This window comes from Enterococcus timonensis, from assembly GCF_900104595.1.
Taxonomy (GTDB): domain Bacteria; phylum Bacillota; class Bacilli; order Lactobacillales; family Enterococcaceae; genus Enterococcus_J; species Enterococcus_J timonensis.
This window is the reverse complement of the sequence record NZ_FNVY01000004.1, coordinates 646,068-667,276: the sequence shown is the minus strand read 5'-3', so window position 1 is coordinate 667,276 and position 21,209 is coordinate 646,068. Positions and strand designations below refer to the sequence as shown.

At 38.5% G+C, this 21,209-nt stretch carries 19 protein-coding genes; 1 reads left to right on the top strand and 18 read right to left on the bottom strand.

Translation table 11 applies throughout. The features are described from left to right. Nucleotides 1-154: 154 nt before the first annotated feature. The 18 genes from trmFO to BQ5341_RS07795 all read right to left on the bottom strand — a co-directional run bounded on the left by trmFO (nucleotide 155) and on the right by BQ5341_RS07795 (nucleotide 19,871). A complete protein-coding gene (gene trmFO, locus BQ5341_RS07880; protein ID WP_071131459.1) occupies nucleotides 155-1,456 on the bottom strand; it encodes an FADH(2)-oxidizing methylenetetrahydrofolate--tRNA-(uracil(54)-C(5))-methyltransferase TrmFO in 1,302 nt (433 codons plus the stop codon). A gap of 27 nt (nucleotides 1,457-1,483) precedes the next feature. Further along, nucleotides 1,484-3,556: a type I DNA topoisomerase gene (topA, locus tag BQ5341_RS07875; RefSeq protein WP_071131458.1), complete on the bottom strand. Its 2,073-nt coding sequence runs from the start codon at nucleotides 3,554-3,556 to the stop codon at nucleotides 1,484-1,486. Between the two features lie 228 nt (nucleotides 3,557-3,784). Next, nucleotides 3,785-4,645: a DNA-processing protein DprA gene (dprA, locus tag BQ5341_RS07870; protein WP_071131457.1), complete on the bottom strand. Its 861-nt coding sequence runs from the start codon at nucleotides 4,643-4,645 to the stop codon at nucleotides 3,785-3,787. A gap of 74 nt (nucleotides 4,646-4,719) precedes the next feature. Further along, entirely contained in the window at nucleotides 4,720-5,484 is a 765-nt protein-coding gene (rnhB, locus tag BQ5341_RS07865; RefSeq protein ID WP_071131456.1) for a ribonuclease HII, read from the bottom strand. A gap of 18 nt (nucleotides 5,485-5,502) precedes the next feature. Further along, nucleotides 5,503-6,348 carry a ribosome biogenesis GTPase YlqF gene (ylqF, locus tag BQ5341_RS07860; protein WP_071131455.1) on the bottom strand — a complete coding sequence of 282 codons (846 nt, stop codon included), beginning with the start codon at nucleotides 6,346-6,348 and terminating at the stop codon, nucleotides 5,503-5,505. 146 nt (nucleotides 6,349-6,494) lie between these two features. Next, nucleotides 6,495-7,739: an LCP family glycopolymer transferase gene (locus BQ5341_RS07855; RefSeq protein WP_071131454.1), complete on the bottom strand. Its 1,245-nt coding sequence runs from the start codon at nucleotides 7,737-7,739 to the stop codon at nucleotides 6,495-6,497. Nucleotides 7,740-7,875: 136 nt separating this feature from the next. Next, nucleotides 7,876-8,409 (bottom strand): signal peptidase I, encoded by a 534-nt coding sequence (gene lepB, locus BQ5341_RS07850; RefSeq protein ID WP_071131453.1) that lies wholly within the window; start codon nucleotides 8,407-8,409, stop codon nucleotides 7,876-7,878. 1 nt (nucleotide 8,410) lies between these two features. Beyond that, on the bottom strand, nucleotides 8,411-9,823 hold the full coding sequence (locus BQ5341_RS07845) for a S41 family peptidase (RefSeq protein WP_071131452.1): 1,413 nt from the start codon (nucleotides 9,821-9,823) through the stop codon (nucleotides 8,411-8,413). Between the two features lie 15 nt (nucleotides 9,824-9,838). Beyond that, nucleotides 9,839-10,054 (bottom strand): YozE family protein, encoded by a 216-nt coding sequence (locus BQ5341_RS07840; RefSeq protein ID WP_071131451.1) that lies wholly within the window; start codon nucleotides 10,052-10,054, stop codon nucleotides 9,839-9,841. 1 nt (nucleotide 10,055) lies between these two features. After that, nucleotides 10,056-10,595 (bottom strand): peptide-methionine (S)-S-oxide reductase MsrA, encoded by a 540-nt coding sequence (gene msrA / locus BQ5341_RS07835; RefSeq protein ID WP_071131450.1) that lies wholly within the window; start codon nucleotides 10,593-10,595, stop codon nucleotides 10,056-10,058. Beyond that, a complete protein-coding gene (locus BQ5341_RS07830) occupies nucleotides 10,595-11,272 on the bottom strand; it encodes a YpmS family protein (RefSeq protein WP_235836388.1) in 678 nt (225 codons plus the stop codon). Before BQ5341_RS07830 ends, msrA begins: the two co-directional genes overlap by 1 nt. Then, nucleotides 11,262-12,263, bottom strand: a complete 1,002-nt coding sequence (locus BQ5341_RS07825; RefSeq protein WP_071131449.1) for an SGNH/GDSL hydrolase family protein — start codon at nucleotides 12,261-12,263, stop codon at nucleotides 11,262-11,264. Before BQ5341_RS07825 ends, BQ5341_RS07830 begins: the two co-directional genes overlap by 11 nt. Nucleotides 12,264-12,344: 81 nt before the next feature. Continuing rightward, on the bottom strand, nucleotides 12,345-13,184 hold the full coding sequence (locus BQ5341_RS07820; RefSeq protein WP_071131448.1) for a DegV family protein: 840 nt from the start codon (nucleotides 13,182-13,184) through the stop codon (nucleotides 12,345-12,347). A 193-nt stretch (nucleotides 13,185-13,377) separates the two neighbouring features. Next, nucleotides 13,378-14,025 (bottom strand): SGNH/GDSL hydrolase family protein, encoded by a 648-nt coding sequence (locus BQ5341_RS07815; protein ID WP_071131447.1) that lies wholly within the window; start codon nucleotides 14,023-14,025, stop codon nucleotides 13,378-13,380. 41 nt (nucleotides 14,026-14,066) lie between these two features. Next, the gene (asnS, locus tag BQ5341_RS07810) at nucleotides 14,067-15,365 is read right to left on the bottom strand and encodes an asparagine--tRNA ligase (protein ID WP_071131446.1); all 1,299 of its coding nucleotides are present in this window, start codon (nucleotides 15,363-15,365) and stop codon (nucleotides 14,067-14,069) included. A gap of 122 nt (nucleotides 15,366-15,487) precedes the next feature. After that, nucleotides 15,488-16,672 carry a pyridoxal phosphate-dependent aminotransferase gene (locus tag BQ5341_RS07805; protein WP_071131445.1) on the bottom strand — a complete coding sequence of 395 codons (1,185 nt, stop codon included), beginning with the start codon at nucleotides 16,670-16,672 and terminating at the stop codon, nucleotides 15,488-15,490. Nucleotides 16,673-16,711: 39 nt separating this feature from the next. After that, nucleotides 16,712-17,209, bottom strand: coding sequence for a cell wall elongation regulator TseB-like domain-containing protein (locus tag BQ5341_RS07800; RefSeq protein WP_071131444.1), 498 nt, complete (start codon nucleotides 17,207-17,209; stop codon nucleotides 16,712-16,714). Then, a complete protein-coding gene (locus tag BQ5341_RS07795) occupies nucleotides 17,199-19,871 on the bottom strand; it encodes a helicase C-terminal domain-containing protein (protein WP_071131443.1) in 2,673 nt (890 codons plus the stop codon). The genes BQ5341_RS07800 and BQ5341_RS07795 overlap by 11 nt, the downstream gene beginning before the upstream one ends. Nucleotides 19,872-20,043: 172 nt before the next feature. Between BQ5341_RS07795 and BQ5341_RS07790 the strand changes: the two genes are divergently transcribed. Next, nucleotides 20,044-21,147 (top strand): baeRF6 domain-containing protein, encoded by a 1,104-nt coding sequence (locus tag BQ5341_RS07790; protein WP_071131442.1) that lies wholly within the window; start codon nucleotides 20,044-20,046, stop codon nucleotides 21,145-21,147. Nucleotides 21,148-21,209 lie beyond the last annotated feature (62 nt).

Genomic DNA, 21,209 nt, shown 5'->3' with positions numbered 1-21,209 from the left:
TACAATTTAATTGTCAGAATTAAATGATTTATTGCAAAAATTTTAATCTTTTCTCAACATTTTCACGCAAAACAAAGCCAATTGTTAGTTTCAACGCTGAAAAAGTAAAAAGAATCTGGAAAGTTTTCCAAATTCTTTTTACTATTTTATATTTTTAAAGTGCTTCTTTAGTGCTAGCAATATCTGCCAGTGCGCGATTAGCTAACGCTTCGTAGCGCAATTTTTTGTCGCGAATTGGTGTGTCTAACTCTTTTAAAATCCCGAAATTGGCATTCATTGGTTGAAAATGTTTGCTGGCCGCATGAGTAATATAGTGGGCCATCGCCCCCATCACGGTTTCTTCCGGCATGACAATTGGTTCTTTTTCTTGCGCCAAGCGAGCGGCATTCAGTCCGGCTAAAAGTCCAGAAGCGGCACTTTCTACATAACCTTCCACACCAGTCATTTGCCCGGCAAAAAATAAATCAGGCCGTTTTTTCGTTTGATACGTCGGTTCTAATAAATTAGGACTATCCATAAATGAATTCCGGTGCATCACACCGTAACGCACAAATTCAGCATTTTCCAAACCCGGAATCAAACGGAAAACGCGTTTTTGTTCGCCCCATTTTAAATGAGTTTGAAAGCCAACAATATTGTAAAGTGATCCTGCAGCATTATCTTGGCGCAATTGAATCACCGCATAAGGACGACGACCCGTTTTCGGATCTTCTAAGCCCACGGGTTTCAACGGACCAAAGCGCATTGTTTTTTCCCCGCGCTTAGCCATCACTTCAATCGGCATGCAGCCTTCGAAAAATTTTTCTTTTTCAAAGGATTTCAATGGCGCCACTTCAGCAGTAATTAAAGCTTCGTAGAAAACGTCGAACTCTTCTTTTGTCATAGGGCAATTTAAGTAAGCCGCTTCCCCTTTGTCGTAGCGGGATTTTAAATACACTTTATCAAAATCGATACTGTCTTTTTCTAAAATCGGCGCTGCTGCATCATAAAAATAAAACCCATCGGAATCATTAAACGCTTGAATATCGGCAGCTAAATGATCACTCGTTAGAGGACCTGACGCAACAACGGTAATGCCTTCAGGAATTTTTTCTACTTCATCAGTGATAACCGTAATTAGTGGATGATTTTTAATTTTTTCGGTGACATATTCGGAAAATAAATCCCGATCCACTGCTAAAGCACCGCCAGCTGGAACGGCGGTGGCATCGGCGGCTTCCATAATTAAAGAATTCAGTTGGCGCATTTCTTCTTTTAAAACACCCACTGCATTCGTTAATTGATTGGCCCGCAAAGAATTAGTACAAACCAACTCAGCAAAATTTTCTGTGTGATGCGCTGGGGTTGATTTTTTTCCTCGCATTTCATAAAGTTCTACCGGTATCCCGGCTTGGGCAATTTGATACGCTGCTTCACTACCGGCTAATCCGGCCCCAATTACTTGAATTTTTTCCATAATTTCTCCGTATGTTTTATTTTTAAATTATTTTTGCACGGCCTCTTCGTAATCACCATTGGCACACACCACTTGCTTGCCGCCACCTTTGATTTTTTTTTTCTCCACTAGTTGACCGCCATCAACGGGACAAAGGCGTCCGATTGGTTTATCCCATGAAGTGTAATCACACTCTGGATAACGAGAGCAGCCATAAAAAATCCGATTTTTCTTCGATTTGCGCTCAATGACTTGACCTTCATGACAGACAGGACAAATCACGCCAATTTCTTTAACAATTGGTTTTGTATTGCGGCAATCAGGGAAATTAGAACAAGCGTAAAATTTACCATAGCGCCCCAATTTAATTACCATAGGATGTCCGCAAAGATCACAATCAAAGCCAGCTGGTTCATCTTTGATTTGAATTTTTTCGATTTTTTCTTCGGCGTCGGTTAATTCTTTAGTAAATGGTCCATAAAAACGTTCGAGAATTTTTTTCCATTCTTCCGTGCCATCTTCCACTCGGTCCAAATCATTTTCCATATCGGCAGTAAAAGTAATATCAATAATTTGTGGGAAAAATTCTACAATTAGTGAATTAACAATTTCTCCAAGTTCCGTTGGTTCAAAGCGTTTATTCGCTAATTTAACATAATAACGGCGTTGAATCGTTTCTAAAGTCGGCGCATAAGTTGAAGGGCGGCCGACACCATTTTCTTCTAACGATTTAATTAGCGTGGCTTCAGAATAGCGAGCCGGTGGTTGGGTGAAATGTTGATTGTTTTCGATATCTACTGCTTGAACGGTTTCACCTTCCGTTAATGCGGGAAGATTTTTTTCTTGGTCTTTCGTCGTTTCTGGATAAACTTTTAAATAACCAGGGAATTTCACGACGGAACCATTGGCAATAAAGGTCACAGTATTTTGCGTTAAAGTCGCTTTGACCGTATCCATCACCGCTGGGGTCATTAAACTTGCCACAAATCGATTCCAAATTAACGTATATAATTTTAATTGATCTTTATCTAAATGTTTGGCAATTTTTTCTGGCGTGTAAAAAACACTAGACGGACGAATCGCTTCATGGGCATCTTGAGCGCCCTTGGCATTTTTAATGGTCCGAACGGAATGAGTAGAATATTTTTCGCCAAAAGTTTCAGTAATATATTTAGCAGCATCGGTTTTAGCGGAATCAGCAATCCGGGTGGAGTCTGTACGCATATAAGTAATCAACCCGACTGTGCCCTCTTTACCAAGAGAAATTCCTTCGTAAAGTTGTTGAGCGACCATCATGGTTTTTCTAGTCCGAAAATTAATTCGGTTAGCACTTTCTTGTTGCAAAGAACTCGTAGTAAAAGGTAGTGGTGCATTTCTTTTCCGTTCTTTTTTCTCGACTTTTTCTACTAAATAATCTTTGGTTTTTAAAAGTTTAGAAATTTCTTTAACGTCTTCAGCATTTTTTAACTTCATTTTTTTTCCGTTGATGCCATAAAAGCCCGCTTTGAATTTTTTAGCACCCTTTTTAAAATTCCCGTCAATTGTCCAATATTCTTCTGGAATAAAGGCGCGAATTTCTTTTTCCCGGTCGATAATAATTTTTAAAGCGATGGATTGCACACGACCAGCGGACAAACCTTTTTTAACTTTCTTCCATAATATAGGTGAAATGGAGTAACCCACAATCCGATCTAGCACCCGGCGCGCTTGTTGGGCATCGACTAAATTTAAATCAATCGTCCGCGGATGTTTAAAAGCTTCTTTAACAGCATCTTTGGTGATTTCGTTAAAGACGACGCGATTTTCATCTTTAATATCCAACCCAAGAATATGGGCTAAATGCCAAGCAATAGCTTCCCCTTCTCTATCCGGGTCACTTGCTAGGTAAACTTTTTCAGCTTTTTTGGCTTGGGTCCGCAAACTTTTAATGACGTCGCCTTTTCCGCGGATATTAATATAATGAGGTTCAAAATTATTTTCAAAATCAATTCCCATTTTACTTTTCGGTAAATCACGCACATGGCCCACGGAAGCCATGACTTTATAATTGCGCCCTAAATATTTTTCGATTGTTTTTGCTTTTGCAGGTGATTCGACGATAACTAAGTATTTAAATGCCAAAACAATTCTCCTTTTGTGTATTTATCTGTATTTTAATAGTAAATTTTAAAAAAATTTGTGTAATAACACACATTTGAATTCGGATATTATCATATGTTAGAAAGAATTGTTTTGTCAAGGACGAGGGGTAATCATTTTTTGGCCAGCTGCGTAAAAATGCGCAAAAAAACCGCGAGAAACCCGCGGTCGACTTGGAAAAATCGATTGAGAAATATTTTTAAAAATGATTTAGGAAAAACGAATTTCTTCTATTATATCAGTTGCATTTTGAACACACTTGGCGCCTTCTTGAATTAAGGATAAACAGCCGGAAAATTTCTTATCGAGAATACTGCCGGGAATCGCAAAAACTTCCCGATTATTTTCCAAAGCCATTTGCGCGGTAATTAAAGAGCCCGACCGTTCTTTAGCGGCCACGACTACCGTTCCTAAAGTAAGTCCGGCAATAATCCGATTGCGCATGGGAAAATGATGACGCCGAGGCTCTGCTTGTGGGAGATATTCACTTAATAAAAGGCCACGTTTGGCGATAGTTTCTTGTAGTTGGCGATTTTTTCTCGGGTAAAAAATATTTAAACCATTTCCTAAAACAGCAATGGTTGCGCCGTTATTTTCTAGGGTCAATTGGTGGGCCAGTGCGTCCGTCCCTTCAGCGAGTCCGGAAACAATCACTAGTTCATTTAAAAGTGGTGGCAAAACTTTTTCTAAAACCGGCTTTAAATGTGGCAATGGATCACGAGTACCCACGACAGCCAGAGACGGTTTTGCTAAAAGTTCGGTATTTCCTTGAAAAAATAACAACGAAGGAAATTGATACATTTCTTTTAGCAGCGGCGGATATAACGCATCAAGCGTGGTAAAATGCGGCAAAGTATTTAAATACTTCAACCATTCCGGATGATCTAGCACTTCTTGAAAATTTTTTGCAAAATCTTGCCGGCGAGAAATTTCTCCTAGTTTTATTAAATCATTAGCTGTTAATTGACTAACCGCGCTGTCATCAGGAATTTGGGCGAGTATTTTTTGAATCGTCTTGTTGCCGACTCCTCGGGTTAAATATAATTGTTGTAGCAATCTTTTTTTACTCATGGCGACACCCCTTTACTAGAAGATACGCAAAAAAAGGTAAACACCAAAGAAAAAATGGTGTTTACCGGTTTTTATTATTTAAAATAATCTTTTACTGGGGCAAATGTTCGGCGATGAATGGGCGATGGACCAAACTCTGACAAACCTGCCAAATGATTTTTCGTGCCGTAACCGGCATTATGAGTAAAATCATAGCCGGGAAATTCTTCATCGTAAGCTGTCATTAGCGAATCCCGAGTGACTTTGGCCACGATTGAGGCCGCCGCAATGGACACCGAACGGGCATCCCCTTTAATCAGACTTTCTTGAGGAATCGCCAAGTCTAACTTCATAGCATCCAAAAGTAAAAAGTCGGCTGGCACTTCTAAATTTTTCACCGCATCAATCATAGCAAGTTTGGTCGCTTGATAAATATTGACTTGATCGATGACTTTTTCAGAAATCACTCCAATACCCACAGCGACTGCTTTTTCAAGAATGATTTCATATAAAGTATTTCTTTTTTTCTCAGAAACTTGTTTAGAATCATTCACCTCTGGCTGAAAAAAATCCGCCGGCAAAATTACTGCTGCTGCCACAACGGGACCTGCTAATGGCCCTCGACCAACTTCGTCAATGCCAGCCACCGCCGAAAAACCTTCTGCAGAAAGTTGGCGTTCAAAAGACAAACGATCGTAAAAATTATTTTTTGCCAGTTCTATCGTTTGCTGGCGCTTTTCATATGAAACAAGAAGCTGCTGAACACCTTTACGAGAATCGATTTTTAATTCTTCAAAAAGTTCAGGAGAAACTTTATTTTGTAACAAATTTTTTATTTCAGCTGTGGAATACACTTCCATCCTCCCGTTTTGATTTATTTAATTTTGCTCAGGAACAATATCAAAAGTAATTCCGCCAAGCATCCCGTTTCTAAGCTCCGTCAGAAATAGCGTGGCGCCTTTTTCATAATCATCTTTAAAGCCGCGTTTTTTACTAATTAGTAATAACTGTTCAACGCCGCCGACCGTTAAATCCTCTTTAGTAAAACCATATCGTTTCACTAAAGAGTCTGGATAATGCTCACTCAAAAAATCTAGCGCATAAATCGCCAAATCATCTAAATGAAGCAACTGATCTTTAATGGCACCAGTGACGGCGAGTTTTTTGGCCACCCGCTCATCTTCAAATTTTGGCCACAAAATTCCTGGGGTGTCTAATAATTCCAAAGACCCACTAATTTTTAACCATTGTTGCCCTTTAGTTACGCCGGGTTTATTACCAGTAGCGGCAATTTTTTTACCTACTAAGCGATTTAAAAGGGTGGATTTTCCCACATTAGGAATACCGATAACCATAGCGCGAATTGCCCGTGGTTTAATGCCTCGGGAGGCGTCTCTGGCTTTTTTTTCTTTTAAAACTTCATTAGCGCCAGTCATAATTTTTTTCTTAGCATGATCTTCTTTGGCGTTAATCCCAATTGCCGGAATGCCTTGACGTTCAAATTCGGCCAACCATTGCTTAGTGGCCACAGGATCTGCTAAATCAATTTTATTTAAGATCATCAGTCTTGGTTTATTTTGAATAATTTTATCCAATAAGGGATTTCTTGAGGATTGGGGCAAGCGGGCGTCTACTAATTCCAACACCAAGTCAACATATTTTAATTTTTCGCTCACTTCCCGTTTGGCCTTGTTCATGTGGCCGGGAAACCATTGAATTGTCATTTCTTCACGTCCTTTTTTTGAGTGTATCATATTTATTTTAAAATTTGGCGAAAATCAGCGAGAATTTTTTTACAAAAAGTTTCGGCATTTTTTCCCAAAAGAAAAATCCAACCATTAACGGCTGGATTTTCCATTTATGTTTTATTTTATTCTACTTGAGCAATCTCGGAAGTGGCTGTCGTTTCAGTAGCAGATCCACTTGATTCCGTTGTCGATTGGGTCAAAGCATTTTCCGGATAACTATCCCGCGTCCAAATACTTTGATAAGGGCGCAAAATTTGTCCGTCAAAGTAAAGATTGTCATCAATGCCCTCGCGTTCACCGGCATCAGCATCAAGATTAGTGTCATCAAAATAATATTCTTGATTATCAAAACTTTCCATAGCAGCCAGACTATCCACATTAGGAAGGTCTAGTTGGGTCTTCAGCGCATTTTGAATATCTAACAGCTCGTTAATTGGTAACAGTTGATAATAGCCGTCAAACCAATGATATTGCCCTTGTAGTTGTAGCGGAACAATATTATCTAACACACTTGTATATCCTTGAGCGATATTTAACATTTGATCCCAAGTTAAATCGGTCACGACATTGTCCTCAATTGCGGTAAATATTTTTTGATAATTCGTTACTGAATTTAAACTCAAAATTTTACGGACAATTAGTTCAACTACTTCTCGTTGTCGTTTTTGACGACCGACATCCCCTTCAGGATCGCCCATGCCAGTGGCGGCATCATATTTTCTAAATCGCGCATAAGCAAGCCCTGATTTGCCGTCAAGTTCTTGAACACCGGGATACAATTCAACACCATCTAATTCAAAATGGTATTGGTTATCAACGGTAATTCCGCCCACGGCATCAATTAAATCTTCCATACCTTGCATATTAATTGAAACGTAATGATCTACTGGCACATCCAACATATTTTCCACAGTGGCAATGGTGGTTTCAGCCGAACCTATTTCGCCAGCCCCGTCACCTGCTCCGTATGAATACGATTCGTTTAATTTAGCATAAAGCGGCGCGCCACTATCTCTAGTTTTGCCGGTAATTTGCACATATAAATCGCGATCCATGGAAACAATTGTTGTTTGTTTATTTTTTGGATTTAAAGTGACATACATCAGTGAATCACTGCGGCCAACATAATCTGTTGTGCGGTCCAATTCTCCAGTGACTGTCCCTTCATCAACACCCATTAACAAAATCGAAACCGGATCTTGCGCTTCATAATTCACGGGACGAACTTCACGATCGATACTACCTTCAATATTAGCCACCGTTTGTTTGGCGTCTTCAGCTAGTTTAATAGCATAAGCAAACACAACACCAGCACCAAGGACTACAATACTGACTAAACTCAAAATAATTTTCTGCGATTTTTTCATACAACAATCCTTTACATTCCGTCATCAAAAACTTACTTTAAAAAGTTTGCCATAAGTTGCCGAGAAAGGCAAATATTTTTTATAAAAAGCAGGCAACTTTAACTTTTCTTATTGGACTAATATTTGGCGCACTCATTTATTGCAACCAATTAAAATGTTTGAGCGGATAATAAACAAGGCGCGCTTTACCAATAATTGTTGTTTGGTCAATCGGGCCAAAATCTCGCGAATCTTTTGACATCCGCCGATTGTCCCCCATCACAAAATATTGAGTACTCCCAAGTTCTTCTTGGCCAGTTAAATCAGATAGTGAAAAATCAGCGGTAAATTGAATTAACGCTTGATCCTTTTTTTTCAAGCCACTTAAAAAAGGCTCAGTTATTTTTTCATCGTTAATATATAAAGCATCATTTTTTACTGCGACTGTTTCTCCAGGTAGACCAATCACTCTTTTAACTAAGGTCGAGCCATCCGCTTGGGTAAAAACAACAATATCGAAACGTTGAATTTTTGAAATTTTTTCCATAATGACCGTGTCATCTTGATGCAATAAATTTTTCATGGAATTTCCAGTTACTTGAACAGGAATCAAAACAAATCCGCGGAGAAATAAAACAATGGCCGCCGCTACTAAAAGTTGTTTGAATAATAACCAAAAGCGGTCTCTCATGTTATTCACCTAAAATTTCTAGCGCTTTTTCCATAAAAGGATCATGGCTATTGAGTTGTTCAATCAACTGGGTTTGTAAGGAATTAGCCGTTTCAACGTTCCAAGTACCACTGACAGTTAAATTATTTTTTTCTTGAAAATCTTTTAAAGCATCTTCTAGCGGCGCGTCAAAAGTTTCTGTTTCTTCTAAAGAATAACCTAAGCCGTTCATTAGAACTTTAATTGCTTTTACTGAAGATTCCGTGCTGCCAATGGTTAATTCTTGTTCACCAGTAAGAGGAGCCATATAGGCGTAATCCGGATAGGAAATTTCTTCGTCTGGCGCCAGTCCCACTTCATTAACCCACGTGCCGTTAGGGGTATACCATTTTCCTGTCGTTAGTTTTAATTTTTCATCGCCGAGACCTTCCACATCTTGCATCGTCCCTTTACCATACGTGGTAGTGCCGATAATTTTTCCTCGTTGATTGTCTTTAATGGCGCCGGCAAAAATTTCAGCAGCCGATGCAGAACCGGAATCGACTAAAACAGTCACCGGTTCCGTCACTTTAAATCCATTATCCAGATCGCTACTAGCTGTATTTTGAAATTTTTCGCCGTCTTTATTTTCCCATTTCACAATGGTTTCTCCATCTGTTAAAACCATGGAACCCATTTGGACGACTTGATCTAGTAGACCACCTGGATTTTGGCGGACATCGAAAATAAATTTCATAGCGCCACTTTCACGTAAAAAACTAATTTGTTCTTGAAATTCAGCGGCGGTATTTTCTGAAAAACTTGTAATATTAAGATAACCCACATCATCGGTTTGCATTTTGGCATTGACTGAGGCCACTGGAATAGTATCTCTCGTTACTGTGACAGAAAATGCCTTCCCGTCTCGCTCTAAATCCAGCGTTACTTCGCTCCCTTTTTCTCCGCGGACTAAAGCAACAATTTCATCCAAGGTTTTTTTGGTAACGTCTGTGCCATCAACTTTTAAAATCAGATCCCCTGCTTTTAAACCTGCTTTTTCAGCGGGCGTGCCTTTAATCGGCGCTTGAGCAATTTGCGGCTTTTCATCGATAATCGTTAAGCTGGCTCCAATCCCTTCGATACTAGAAGCTAATGAGTCCTCTAAATCTTGTGCTTGATCTTCTGGCAAATAAGTCGAATAAGGATCTCCGATTGCTTGAGTCATGCCAGAAAGTGCGCCATCGATTAAAGTTTTACTTTCGACATTGCCAACATAATCTTTTAAAATTCGTGCGTACAAATCAGAAATCGGCGCCAAGTCATCATTTGTCCCGGCGACTTCTTTTCGATTGATTTGATATTGATGATTAAAATAAATATAGCTTCCCCCACTTGTCAAAAGGGCCACTAAAATCAAGCTAACGACCAATTGCCAAGTCGCAAATTTTTTCTTCATGCCACCAATTCCTTTCTAACGATTATTTTCTTCATACATCGTAAAAACCTCATCAAAGATATCCATATTCGGCAAATAATCTACAAATTCTAAATACTGACTCAAGGTTTGATAATCTTGGGCTTGCTTAGGAAAACTCGCATCATAAAAAGCATGATCCGCAAAGTCAGCCTGCGGGTTACTATGCGGTGCCCGTAAAGTCATTAAATAATGATAAAACGATCGATACACGTTATTCCTCCCAATGTTCTTCTTGAAATTCTTTTCGCGCGCCTTGTTCTAATGCATAGCGAGCTGGATCTTTTTTGTAAAAATCTTGATGATAGTCTTCCGCCGGATAAAAAGGTTGCGCCGATTCAATTTGCGTGACAATTTGTTGATCAAATCTACCGGAGTCTTGCATTTCTTTTTTGGCTTTTTGGGCGATTATTTTCTGTTCTGGTGTCGTATAAAAAATCACCGGTCGATAATTGTCGCCACGATCTTGAAATTGTCCGAATGCATCGGTTGGATCAGTGACTTGCCAATAAATCTCGACTAATTTTTCGTAAGGAAAAATTTTTGGATCATAAGTAATTTCCACTGCTTCAGTATGTCCTGTGTTATGGGTTAACACTTGTTCATAAGTAGGATTTTCCACGTGACCGCCTGTATAACCGGAAATCACTTTTTCAATACCGGGTAAGGAATCAAATGGTTCTACCATGCACCAAAAACAGCCCCCAGCAAAAATTGCCTTTTCAAATGTTGGTTGTAGATTTTGTGTTGTCATTATTTTTCAGCCTCGCTTTCTGAAGTTGCTAAATTTAAAGTAAACCGAATATCATCATCCACTAAATCAATTTTTTCAGCTGCGATTTTTAAATCCGCCGCTAATTTAAATTGATCCAAATGTAAAATCATCGTCTCTTCGTCCAAATTAATTTCAATCCATTCTGGTAATTCAAAATTAGAACGGACATAGCGCAACACTTCTTTTACCGGAATACCCAAGGCCCCAATGGAAACGGATTTGGCTTTTAATTGGACATTGCCATTTTCCATTACATACGGCTCAAAATACAAATAAAAATTTAACGGATAACCTAACAGTTCAAAAGTTCCTTTTAAAAGGGCCTGGTTCTCCAAATAAAATTCATATTTAATATCTTCATTAGATAAATACTCCACCAAATAATGATCAATCAGTTCATTGACTCGCGTTTTATCAGTCGATAATTCCAAAATCTGCGTGGAAGATTCGACTGTTTCTACTGCTGCCGGCTTATAATCGTCCTCGCGATCGGTGTTAATAATCGAAAAAAGATAAAATCCACTGCCTAAAATTAAGCCAATCATTAATAACGTAGCAATTTTCCAACCATTAATTTTTCTTTTTAAGGTCATCTTAGATTTTGTTTTACTTCGTGCTGTTTTTTCAGGTGTTTTTTCTTCTGGATTATTCTCCACTTGTTTGACCTTCTTTCAACCAAAGTCCTTGCGTAGAAATCAATTGATCGCGTAAGGCCGTCGCCATTTTTTGGTAGCCTAAATTATTGGGATGAAAATGATCCTCCTCAAAAATCAAATCATTATTCACCGCTTCAACTAACCCGGCCAGCTCTTCATCGGAAATCGTACTATCCGTCGTAGCATCAGCAATTTCAGAACTATCTTGGGACGAATCGCTTTGGTTAGAACTGTTTTGGGTTGTATTTTCTTCTTGCGTGCTGGTGGTGTCACTTTCGGCAACGACCGTGGCACCGTCCGACCCATTATATAATAAATCGTTGATGGGAATAAAGTAACTCCGCTTCGTATCAGCAATAATTTTTTCACTTTGCTCATTCCAAAACGAAACCACATCTTGCAGTTCAGTAATTTGGGGGAAATAAACGTAAAATGGATTATAAATACCAAAAAGATAAATCGGCGCATCTGGAGCATACTTGCGAATTTCAGCTAGCAAATTTTTTAAATTCGTTTGATATTTCGCGGCCGGTTTTTCAAAAGTGTCTAAACTAATTTTATTAAATAATTCTTTTTTAATTGTACTCATCAAATCATTGCCACCGACTGTCAAAGTTACGATGTCGGCTTTTTTCAAGGCATCTTGTTGCTCAGTGGATTCGGTAAGTCGCTTTAAGACTTGATCGGAGCGATCGCCTGATTTGCCGAAATTATCAGCATCAAAAGCCGCCAAATCAAAATAATTTTTCACATCACTGACAGCTAGTGGGACAAATCCTCCACGATTAGTGGTGTCGCCAATGCCTTGGGTCAAAGAGTCCCCCAGCGCCACTAAAGAAACCGCCGATTTGGAATCTTCTTTTCTCACCGGTTGCGCATTGACTAAGACGCCCTCTTTCGGTTGTAAAAACAGCGAGAAAATAAAAAAACTCGCCACAAAACCAATTAGAATCACGACCGTATAACTAATTATTTTTTGCCAAACTTTCATAAAATCAGTCCTTTTAAAAATTAGGTTGTGAAAAATGCAAACAAACGATTCACCACAACTTTGCGATGAATCGTTTGCTAATTATTTTGTGTAATACATAATGGCAAACGCGCCATCTCCAGCGTGGGTAGCCACGACAGGATTGGTATGGAACACGGGAATTTCTAAATTAGGGAAAAGTTCTTGCAGTTCTCCGGCTATTTCTTTAGCCAATGAGGCATCACCGGCATAGGAAATTCCCATTTTTTCTACCGTTTGATTTTGTAATTCTCGTTTTAATTCTTGGAGCCATTTGAAAAAAGTTTTACTACCGCGACCTTTTGCCACCGGTTCAAAATTACCATCTTTTAATTCTAAAACTAATTTGATGTTAAATAAAGTGGTCACCACGCCTTTTGCTTTAGAAATCCGGCCACCTTTAATGAGATTTTCTAAATTAGAAATGCCAATAAAAAGTTTTGAACGTTGAGCAATAGATTTTGTAGCGGCAACAATTTCTGCTTCATCGCGCCCTTGTTGCGCCAGTTGGGCGGCCATAATGACTTGTTGGGCCAAACTTTGGTCAATAAAATTGGAATCAACAATAATGACTTTACCTTTTACCAAGTGACTTGCTTGGCGGGCAGCTTCTACAGTGCCTGATAATTTTTCAGTTAAATGAATGGAAATAACAGTGGAACCATCGGCGGTTAACTTTTCATACGTTTCAGCAAAGACGCCAATCGGTGGTTGACTTGTTTTAGGTAGTGCGTTAGATTCGGCCATAAGTTTCATAAATTGCACATTATCAAAATTTTCATCTGCCGTGTACATCACGCCATCCAGCATGACTGATAAAGGTACTACGGTAATATCTAAATCGGAGATAAGTTTTGGATCCATGGTACAAGAAGAATCAGTAACTATTTTAATGTTAGACATACATATCCTACTTTCTTGACGCCAATTGGAAAATATTTTTTACTAATATTAGTATAACAGAAAAAACAGAGAATTCACGCCTAAACCTGTCATCGTCTCGTTTTACATTAAAATCAAATGACACGAAGTCTGACAAACCCTTTCAAAATAAAAAAATTGACACCTCTTAGAAGAGACATCAATTTTTAAAAAATTACTTAAGTTCTAAAGTTGGATGGACATGGCGCATCCATTCTTCAGTAATTAGCCCGTAACCAGTTGGTGTAGGATGAACGCCATCTTTAGTATACAGTTCAAATCCGTGACGAATGCCCGCTGCATTCATTAAGCCATCAAGCGAAATAAATTCCGCATGAAATTCAGCAGCTAATAGGCGAATAATTTGAATTTTTTGATCCAAATCAACCCGCCAAGTGGTCCGATTTTTAGGAATGGGTAAAACAAAAGGTTCCATTAAAACAAGTCGGGTAATACCGGCATTTTTTAAGGTCATTAACATTTTGCGGTATTCAGCCTCGAAATAATCAGCCGCCTTTTTGGTCCCAAAGTCAGGACTTTCCACATTGTGCCACGTGTCGTTAATCCCTACCATAATCGATACCACATCTGGCATTAAACTAATCACATCTTCTTGCAAACGTTCATTCAAATCGGCAACTTTATCACCAGAAACGCCGCGATTATAAAATGATAAATTCATTTCTGGATATCTTGCACCAAATTGGCTGGCAATAAATAAAGGAAATCCATGTCCGAGATCGTCTAAATTTTCTTTTTGACGGTCGGCATCGGTGATACTATCGCCGAAAAAAACAATACGATCATTAGGATAAATTTGCATAAGCTCCTCTTTTCATGTTTTTATCGTTTTCTAGTTTCATTTTATGGATAAATACGGTTGATCAAACGTGGAAACGGAATGGCCTCTCTAATATGTTCAATCCCGGCAACCCAAGTAATGGCTCGTTCTAAACCTAAACCAAAACCGGCATGAGGAACGCTGCCGTATTTGCGCAAATCCAAATACCACTTGTATTCTTCAGGACTTAAGCCGAATTTTTTAATTTCAGCTAAAAGTTGATCGTAATCCGTTTCCCGTTCGGATCCGCCAATAATTTCGCCATAACCTTCTGGAGCAATTAAATCAGCACAAATGACAACATCTTCACGCGTTGGATGTGGCTTCATATAAAATGGTTTGATTTGTTTTGGATAATTTAAAATAAAAACTGGTTTTTCAAAAGAATTCGCAATAAATGTTTCGTGCGGAGAACCAAAATCGTCTCCCCATTGAATATCTTCAAAACCATTTTTAATTAATAATTCAACCGCATCATCATAGCTAATCCGTGGATAAGGCAGTTGCGTATAACGTTCCAAAATTCCTTTATCCCGTTCTAAAACAGTCAAGGCATAATCACAATTGTCCAAAACACCTTGAACAAGATAAGCAATATATTGTTCTTGAATTTCTAAGCTTTCTTCTTGGTGCATAAAAGCCATTTCTGGTTCAATCATCCAAAATTCAATCAGATGACGGCGGGTTTTTGATTTTTCAGCCCGGAAAGTGGGGCCAAATGAAAATACTTTACCAAAAGCCATTGCCGCAGCTTCCATATAAAGTTGACCAGATTGTGACAAGTAAGCTTTTTGATCGAAATAATCCGTTTCAAAAAGTTCCGTCGTCCCTTCTGGAGCAGACCCAGTTAAAATTGGTGGGTCAATTTTAATAAATCCGTTATCGTTGAAAAATTCGTAAGTTGCCCGAATCATTTCATTACGGATTTGCATAATGGCATGCTGTTTAGAACTACGCAACCATAAATGGCGATGATCCATTAAAAAGTCCGTTCCATGTTCTTTAGGCGTAATGGGATAATCTTCTGAACTTCCCACTACTTCTAACGTTTTAATGCCGATTTCATAACCGAAGTGGCTGCGAGCATCTTCGCGAATTTCTCCAGTTAAAATAATGGATGTTTCTTGATTTAAGGATTTAGCGATATCAAAAATTTCTTCGCCTACTTCATTTTTTACTGCTACACCTTGAAAATAAGCAGTGCCGTCTCTTAATTCCAAAAAGGCAATTTTACCAGACGAGCGTTTATTGGCAACCCAGGCGCCAATTTCAACAGTTTGACCCACGTAATTTTTAGCATCAATGATGGAAATACGTTTCACACTTTTTCGCTCCTTTTTCTTTCAATGGTCTTATTTTAAGCTATTCTTTAGTAAAAAAGCAAGACTATTCCTTGCTCTAACCAAAAAAATCGCGCAAAGGCGAATTTTTTTGACGGTAAGTTTTATTTTTTTAAAGTTAAAAATTCTAAAATCAGTCCGATCGCTTTAGCAAAAGCTTCCTGGCTAACGGCATAACTCAAGCGCAAATGTCTATTAGAACCAAAACCTGTGCCGGCCACTAACGCCACGCCAGTTTCTTCTAAAATATCAGCGACAAATTTTTCTACGTCGGTGTAACCAAGTTTTTCCATAGCTTCTGTGACGTCAGGAAATAAATAAAAAGCGCCTTGCGGTTTCACTAACGAAAAACCAGGCAGAACAACTACTAAATCATAAGCGGCATCTAATCGTTTGGAAAAAGTTTCTTGCATCTTTTCTGCTTCTTTTTGGGACCCGTTTAACGCTTCAATCGCTGCATATTGACTGACGGCTGCCGGATTACTAGTGGAGTGCGATTGAATTTCACTCATGGCATGAATTAATTTCACAGGACCTGCCGCAAATCCAATTCGCCAACCAGTCATGGCGTAAGTTTTAGAAACGCCAGTAATGACTAAAGTATTTTCTTTCATTGCCGGGCGCATATTCACCATCGAGGCAAATTCAGCCCCGTGATAGACCAATTGGGAGTAAATATCATCGGTCACTACAAATAAATCGTGCGCTAAGCAATAATCAGCCAGTGCCGTTAATTCTTCTTTTGTATAAATCATACCCGTGGGATTCGCTGGCGAATTCATTAAGAGCACTTTTGTTTTGTCCGTCCGATATTTTTCCAAATCAGCTGGGGTGACTTTGCAGCTTTTTTGATCAAATGGTTCCACAAAAATTGGCACGCCATCAGCTAATTTTACTTGTTCGCTGTAACTCACCCAGTAAGGCGTCGGGATTAACACTTCATCGCCAGTATTTAAAAGAGCCATAAAAGCAGCGTACAAACCAAATTTTGCACCAGGATTAATCATAATTTCTTTTAATTCGTAGTTCAAATGATAACTCGTGTGAAAATATTCTTGCACCGCTTTTTTTAGCGCTGGCAAGCCGTCTGTCGGTGTATAAAAACTAGCCGAGCCATCACGAATACTTTCAATTGCTTTTTCTTGAATATTTTTCGGCGTGAAAAAATCTGGCTCTCCTACTGTCAAACTAATCACATCACGCCCGCTCGCTTTTAATTTGCGGGCCATGGCAGCCGCCTGCAAGGTTGCACTAGGGCTAATTTGTTGTGCCCGTGTCGATAATTTCATTGGTTCCCCTCCTTAAATAGAAATATTTCTAGTTATTTTTTAAATATTTTCAATCGTTGACAAAACAGTTCCGTCATTAAAAGATAATAAAATATACGTCCATGTATCACCTTTTTTTCCGGAAACTTCCCAAACAACGTCCTCATTTTTTTTACCAAGGCCGACTTTTAAAGACGTTAATTCTGGATGTGCTTCTTGGACTACGGTTAAGGCTTGATTTTCAGAAATTCCTTCCCCCGCTGGCAAAATCGTAATTTCTTTTCCATCTTCTGGAATTAAGGCATAAACAGATTTCCCTTGGGCCGTTTCTCCTAGGACCGCGAAATATTGTTCTTCCCGGTTAAAATAATAAAATTGATCCACGGTAGTAATTTTTCCATATTGCCGAGCCAATTCTTCGGCTTCTTGTCGGGCCCAATTGTAGCGACGGGTGCCTCGCACGAGAAAAATACTTGTAAAAACAATGACTGTAACTAGCACCGCCAAAATAATTACTAGCACTTTTTCTTTTGTGCCAAAGCGACTTTTAGTTTTCATGAACTTCTCCTTTTTGATTAAACGACTCAATAGCTGTAATTAATTTTTCTGAAATGATGGTCTCCACTAGCAATCCTTTAGGCAAGTTTTTTTGTAAAGAAGGTGCATAGGACGAAGCGACCATCCGTTGATCAAATAAAACCAACACGCCGCGATCTTCTGGCGTCCGCAAAAGTCGACCAATCGCTTGTTGCAAACGCATGGAACAATGAGGCAAAGCTTCTTGGTAAAAAGCATTTCCGCCTGCTTGTTCAATGGTAGAAAATTTAACTTGCACCAGTGGTTGATTGGGATTTTCAAAAGGAAGTTTCGCTACAAAAATCACCGGTAAATTTTTTCCTGGCAAATCAATGCCTTCCCAAAATGTTTCATTCCCTAACATAATCGCATCATTGCTTAATAAAAATCGTTTCAATAATTTTTCTTTCGTCCCATTAACTCCTTGGGCTAATAATTCACGGCCAGCATCCAGCGCCGTTTTTTGAATACGGGCATAACAGTTGGCTAAACTTTGGTGAGAAGAAAATAAAACTAAAAGTGGTTGTTTAACCTCTTTCATATATTGTTCCACAGATAGAACGAGTTGGTCAAAAGGATTGACTGCCGAATCTGCTTCAGGAACGTAAAATTTTAATTGCTTTTGATAATCGTAAGCGGCATGGAGCCGGCTAGATTTGGCATTTGGCAATTGTAGTTGTTCTTGAATGATTTTTTTTCGGCCAATTTGAAAAGTCGCGCCCACCAGTAATACTTTTTCATAGCGAGTAAACCAAGCGGCTTTTTCTAAATCCAGTGCTTTGACTTGGGTCATATTTAACACCAAGTCTTCCACATGTTCTTCTTTAGTCAACCATTTGACGTGTTGATTATGGGCATTAAAAAATTGGCGGAAGATGGGCCACAATAAAATCACCTGTTCTAAAGTTGACAACAGTTGGGCAAGTCCGGTAGGTTCTTTTTCCACTTCGACTAGTAACTCTTGGCTCCATTGGGCGACGTCTTTTAATAATTGTTCCACTTGATCGACTAAGACGGCCACTGGCTTTTCTAAATTCTCCTGAAAATGCCGTCCCCAAAGCAATGGATAATCTAAAGGATATTTGCCAACAAAATAATGATTTAAAGCTTCCAAATCTGTCGCCAATTCATTAGTTAATTCAATAAAATAATTTCCCGCTGGCATCACCAGATTTTCTGGCGGATCATTGGCTATAAAACTTAAATAACGCAATTTTCGTTGCACAAAATCAAAATCAAAATGTTGCGTTTGTTGCTGTAAAATCGCATTTGGTAAATGATGGGCTTCATCAATGACTAAAAATGGCGTTTTCGGTAAGGCGTAAACTTTTCGCAGATTTTCTTGTAGTAAATACGCATGATTGGTAATTAAGACATTGGCGCTAAGGGCTTGTTGCTTGACCCAAAAGTAAAAATCAACCGCCGAAAAAGCAGTCGCTTGTTTGTGCCCAGTTGAAGCAATACTTTTGAAATAAGGATCTGAGATTTTCAATAAATTCAGCTCTGAAAAATCGCCCGTCATAGTTTCTGTAAGCCAGACGAGAATCATCATTTGATAGAGGGTAATTTGTTTCGTTTCAAAAGTTTGCAAACTTTTGGAAAATCTAGCCAAATCCAAATAATGACGAGGACTTTTAATGATCATTGGTTTTAATTTTTTAGGTAAAGTTTGATTTAATTGATCAATATCTTTTAGCAATTGCTGTTGCAATAATAAAGTGGACGTGGCAATAACGACTGGTTTTTCAGGTGTCGCAACAAAACTCAACGGGAATAAATAACCGACTGATTTGCCAATGCCTGACGGAGCTTCCAAAAAGTAGGTGGACTGCTCTTGTTCATTCATAAAAAAGTCAGCCACTAAATTCATCATCCGCGCTTGAACATTACGAAATTGAAAATCAGGCGGCAAAATTTTTTCTTTATCTTTTTTCTTTTTTGGATAAGACGCTTGAACAGTCACTTGTTCTTTTGACAAAGTTTTTTTCCGTAAAACTAAATTTTCAACGACCATTAATTCAGCTGGCAATTGGTTGCTTGTTTGCTTTTGTTCTATTCTTTGAATGAAATTTCCCGTTTGAAAAGGCAAAACTGTAGCCAATTGGGCAATTTTTTCTAGTGTTATTTTTGGCATGGCGCGCATTTTTTCTTGAATTTTCAAAAGTAGTTGCGCTGTTACTTCAGCATCGGAATCGGCATGGTGAGGCCGTTCATGCGTTAACCCAAAAGAATCTGCTAAATCTTTTAAACGAAAACTAATTTCAGTTGGGAAAAAAATTTGGGCAAGGACGACGGTATCAATTCCCGCAAGTTTTAAAGGCGGCAAACCTTCTTTTTGCATCGCCGCATTTAAAAAGCGATAATCAAAGCCAATATTATGGGCCACAAAAATAGTCCCCTCCAAATATTGATGCAACATGCCAGCAATATCAGTAAAAATCGGTGCCTGGCGAACTTGTTTATTACTAATACCGGTTAATGTTTCAATATTTTTAGGAATTTTCCGTTCAGGATTGACATCGGTGGCAAATCGACTCACAATTTGACCATTTTGTAACAACACCGCGCCTACTTGAATAATTCGATCATGCTCAAGGTCTGTGCCCGTTGTTTCTAAATCTACTACTGCATAAATTGGTTCCACCGAATCCCTCCTTTCACTCTTGGATATTATACTATATTTCGCTAGCCTTTTTTTGATTTTTAAGATTTTTAATAATTTTTTAGCTGTCTACCCAAAAAGAAGACAATTTTTCAAAAAAAACGACTGTTGTGCTACACTGAAGTTGTAATAAATTTGTTAAGGAGGTTTTTTTATGACAGCGTTTGACTTTAAAGAATTAAATGAGGTGGAAGGCCCGTTTGTAACCATTATGTTGAATACACATGTGGGACATTCCGCCGTCGATCAAGATGTTCTCCAGCTTAAAAATTTGGCTAAAGATGCCCAGAATCGCTTTGCCAAAAAATTCCCCGACCACTCCTTTGAACCATTTCAAAAACAGATCGACACTCTTTTAAACGATCAGAATTTTTTCCGTAATGGTTACACAGCCGTCGCTTTAATTTTCACCCCGGAAAAAAGTTTTGTTTATCCTTTAACAATTTCTGTCGATAATCAATATTATGTATCGGAACGGCCTTATTTACTAGCTTTAGTGAAAAATGCTCAGTTTAACTATCATTACTATTTATTAGCGCTAAATCGTGACTCCATGAAAGTTTACGAATATCACGAAAAGAAATTAACTGAACTTGAATTACCAGACGGTGCGCCAAAAGATTTAGAAACAGCACTAGGAACAGAACTTACTGGTGGAAATATTAATTACTCCACCCAAGGATCTGCCGGTGGACGTGGCAAAGAAGGATTAGCTTTTCACGGCGTTTCTTCCAAAGATGAAGAAGAAGAAATTGATCATACTAATTATTATTTAGCAGTCGATACCTTCTTAAAAGGATTTTTACCTGATAAAAAAATCCCACTTTATCTGATGGCTTTACCAGAAAATCAATTTGTCTACAAAAAAGTTTCCAAACTAGATCAACTAAAAGAACCCGCATTAACCATTGCACCATCTGCTTTAACTAAAAAAGAAATTATTGAACAATTACCAAAACTAGAAACACAATTAACGCAAAAAGAAGTCAAGGATTACAATCAACTATTGGATCGTAAATTTTCTGATCAATTAGTCGATATTCAACAAGCAACTGGCTTAGGAAAAGTTTCTCATTTATTTATCGCCACCAATTTATTGCAAAATGGTTTCGGATCAGATCCTGATACTGAATACGATCGTCGACAAGTCCTTAATCAAATCGCCTATCAAGTAGCAATCAATGGCGGCGAGGTTCATCTTCTAGATCAAAAAGATGCCCCCGACGAAAAATCTCTAGTTGCCATTTTACGCTTTTAGAAAATAGCCATCTGATTGTTTACAGGCGTCCAGATTAAAAGATTTTTCTTTTAGTCTGGACG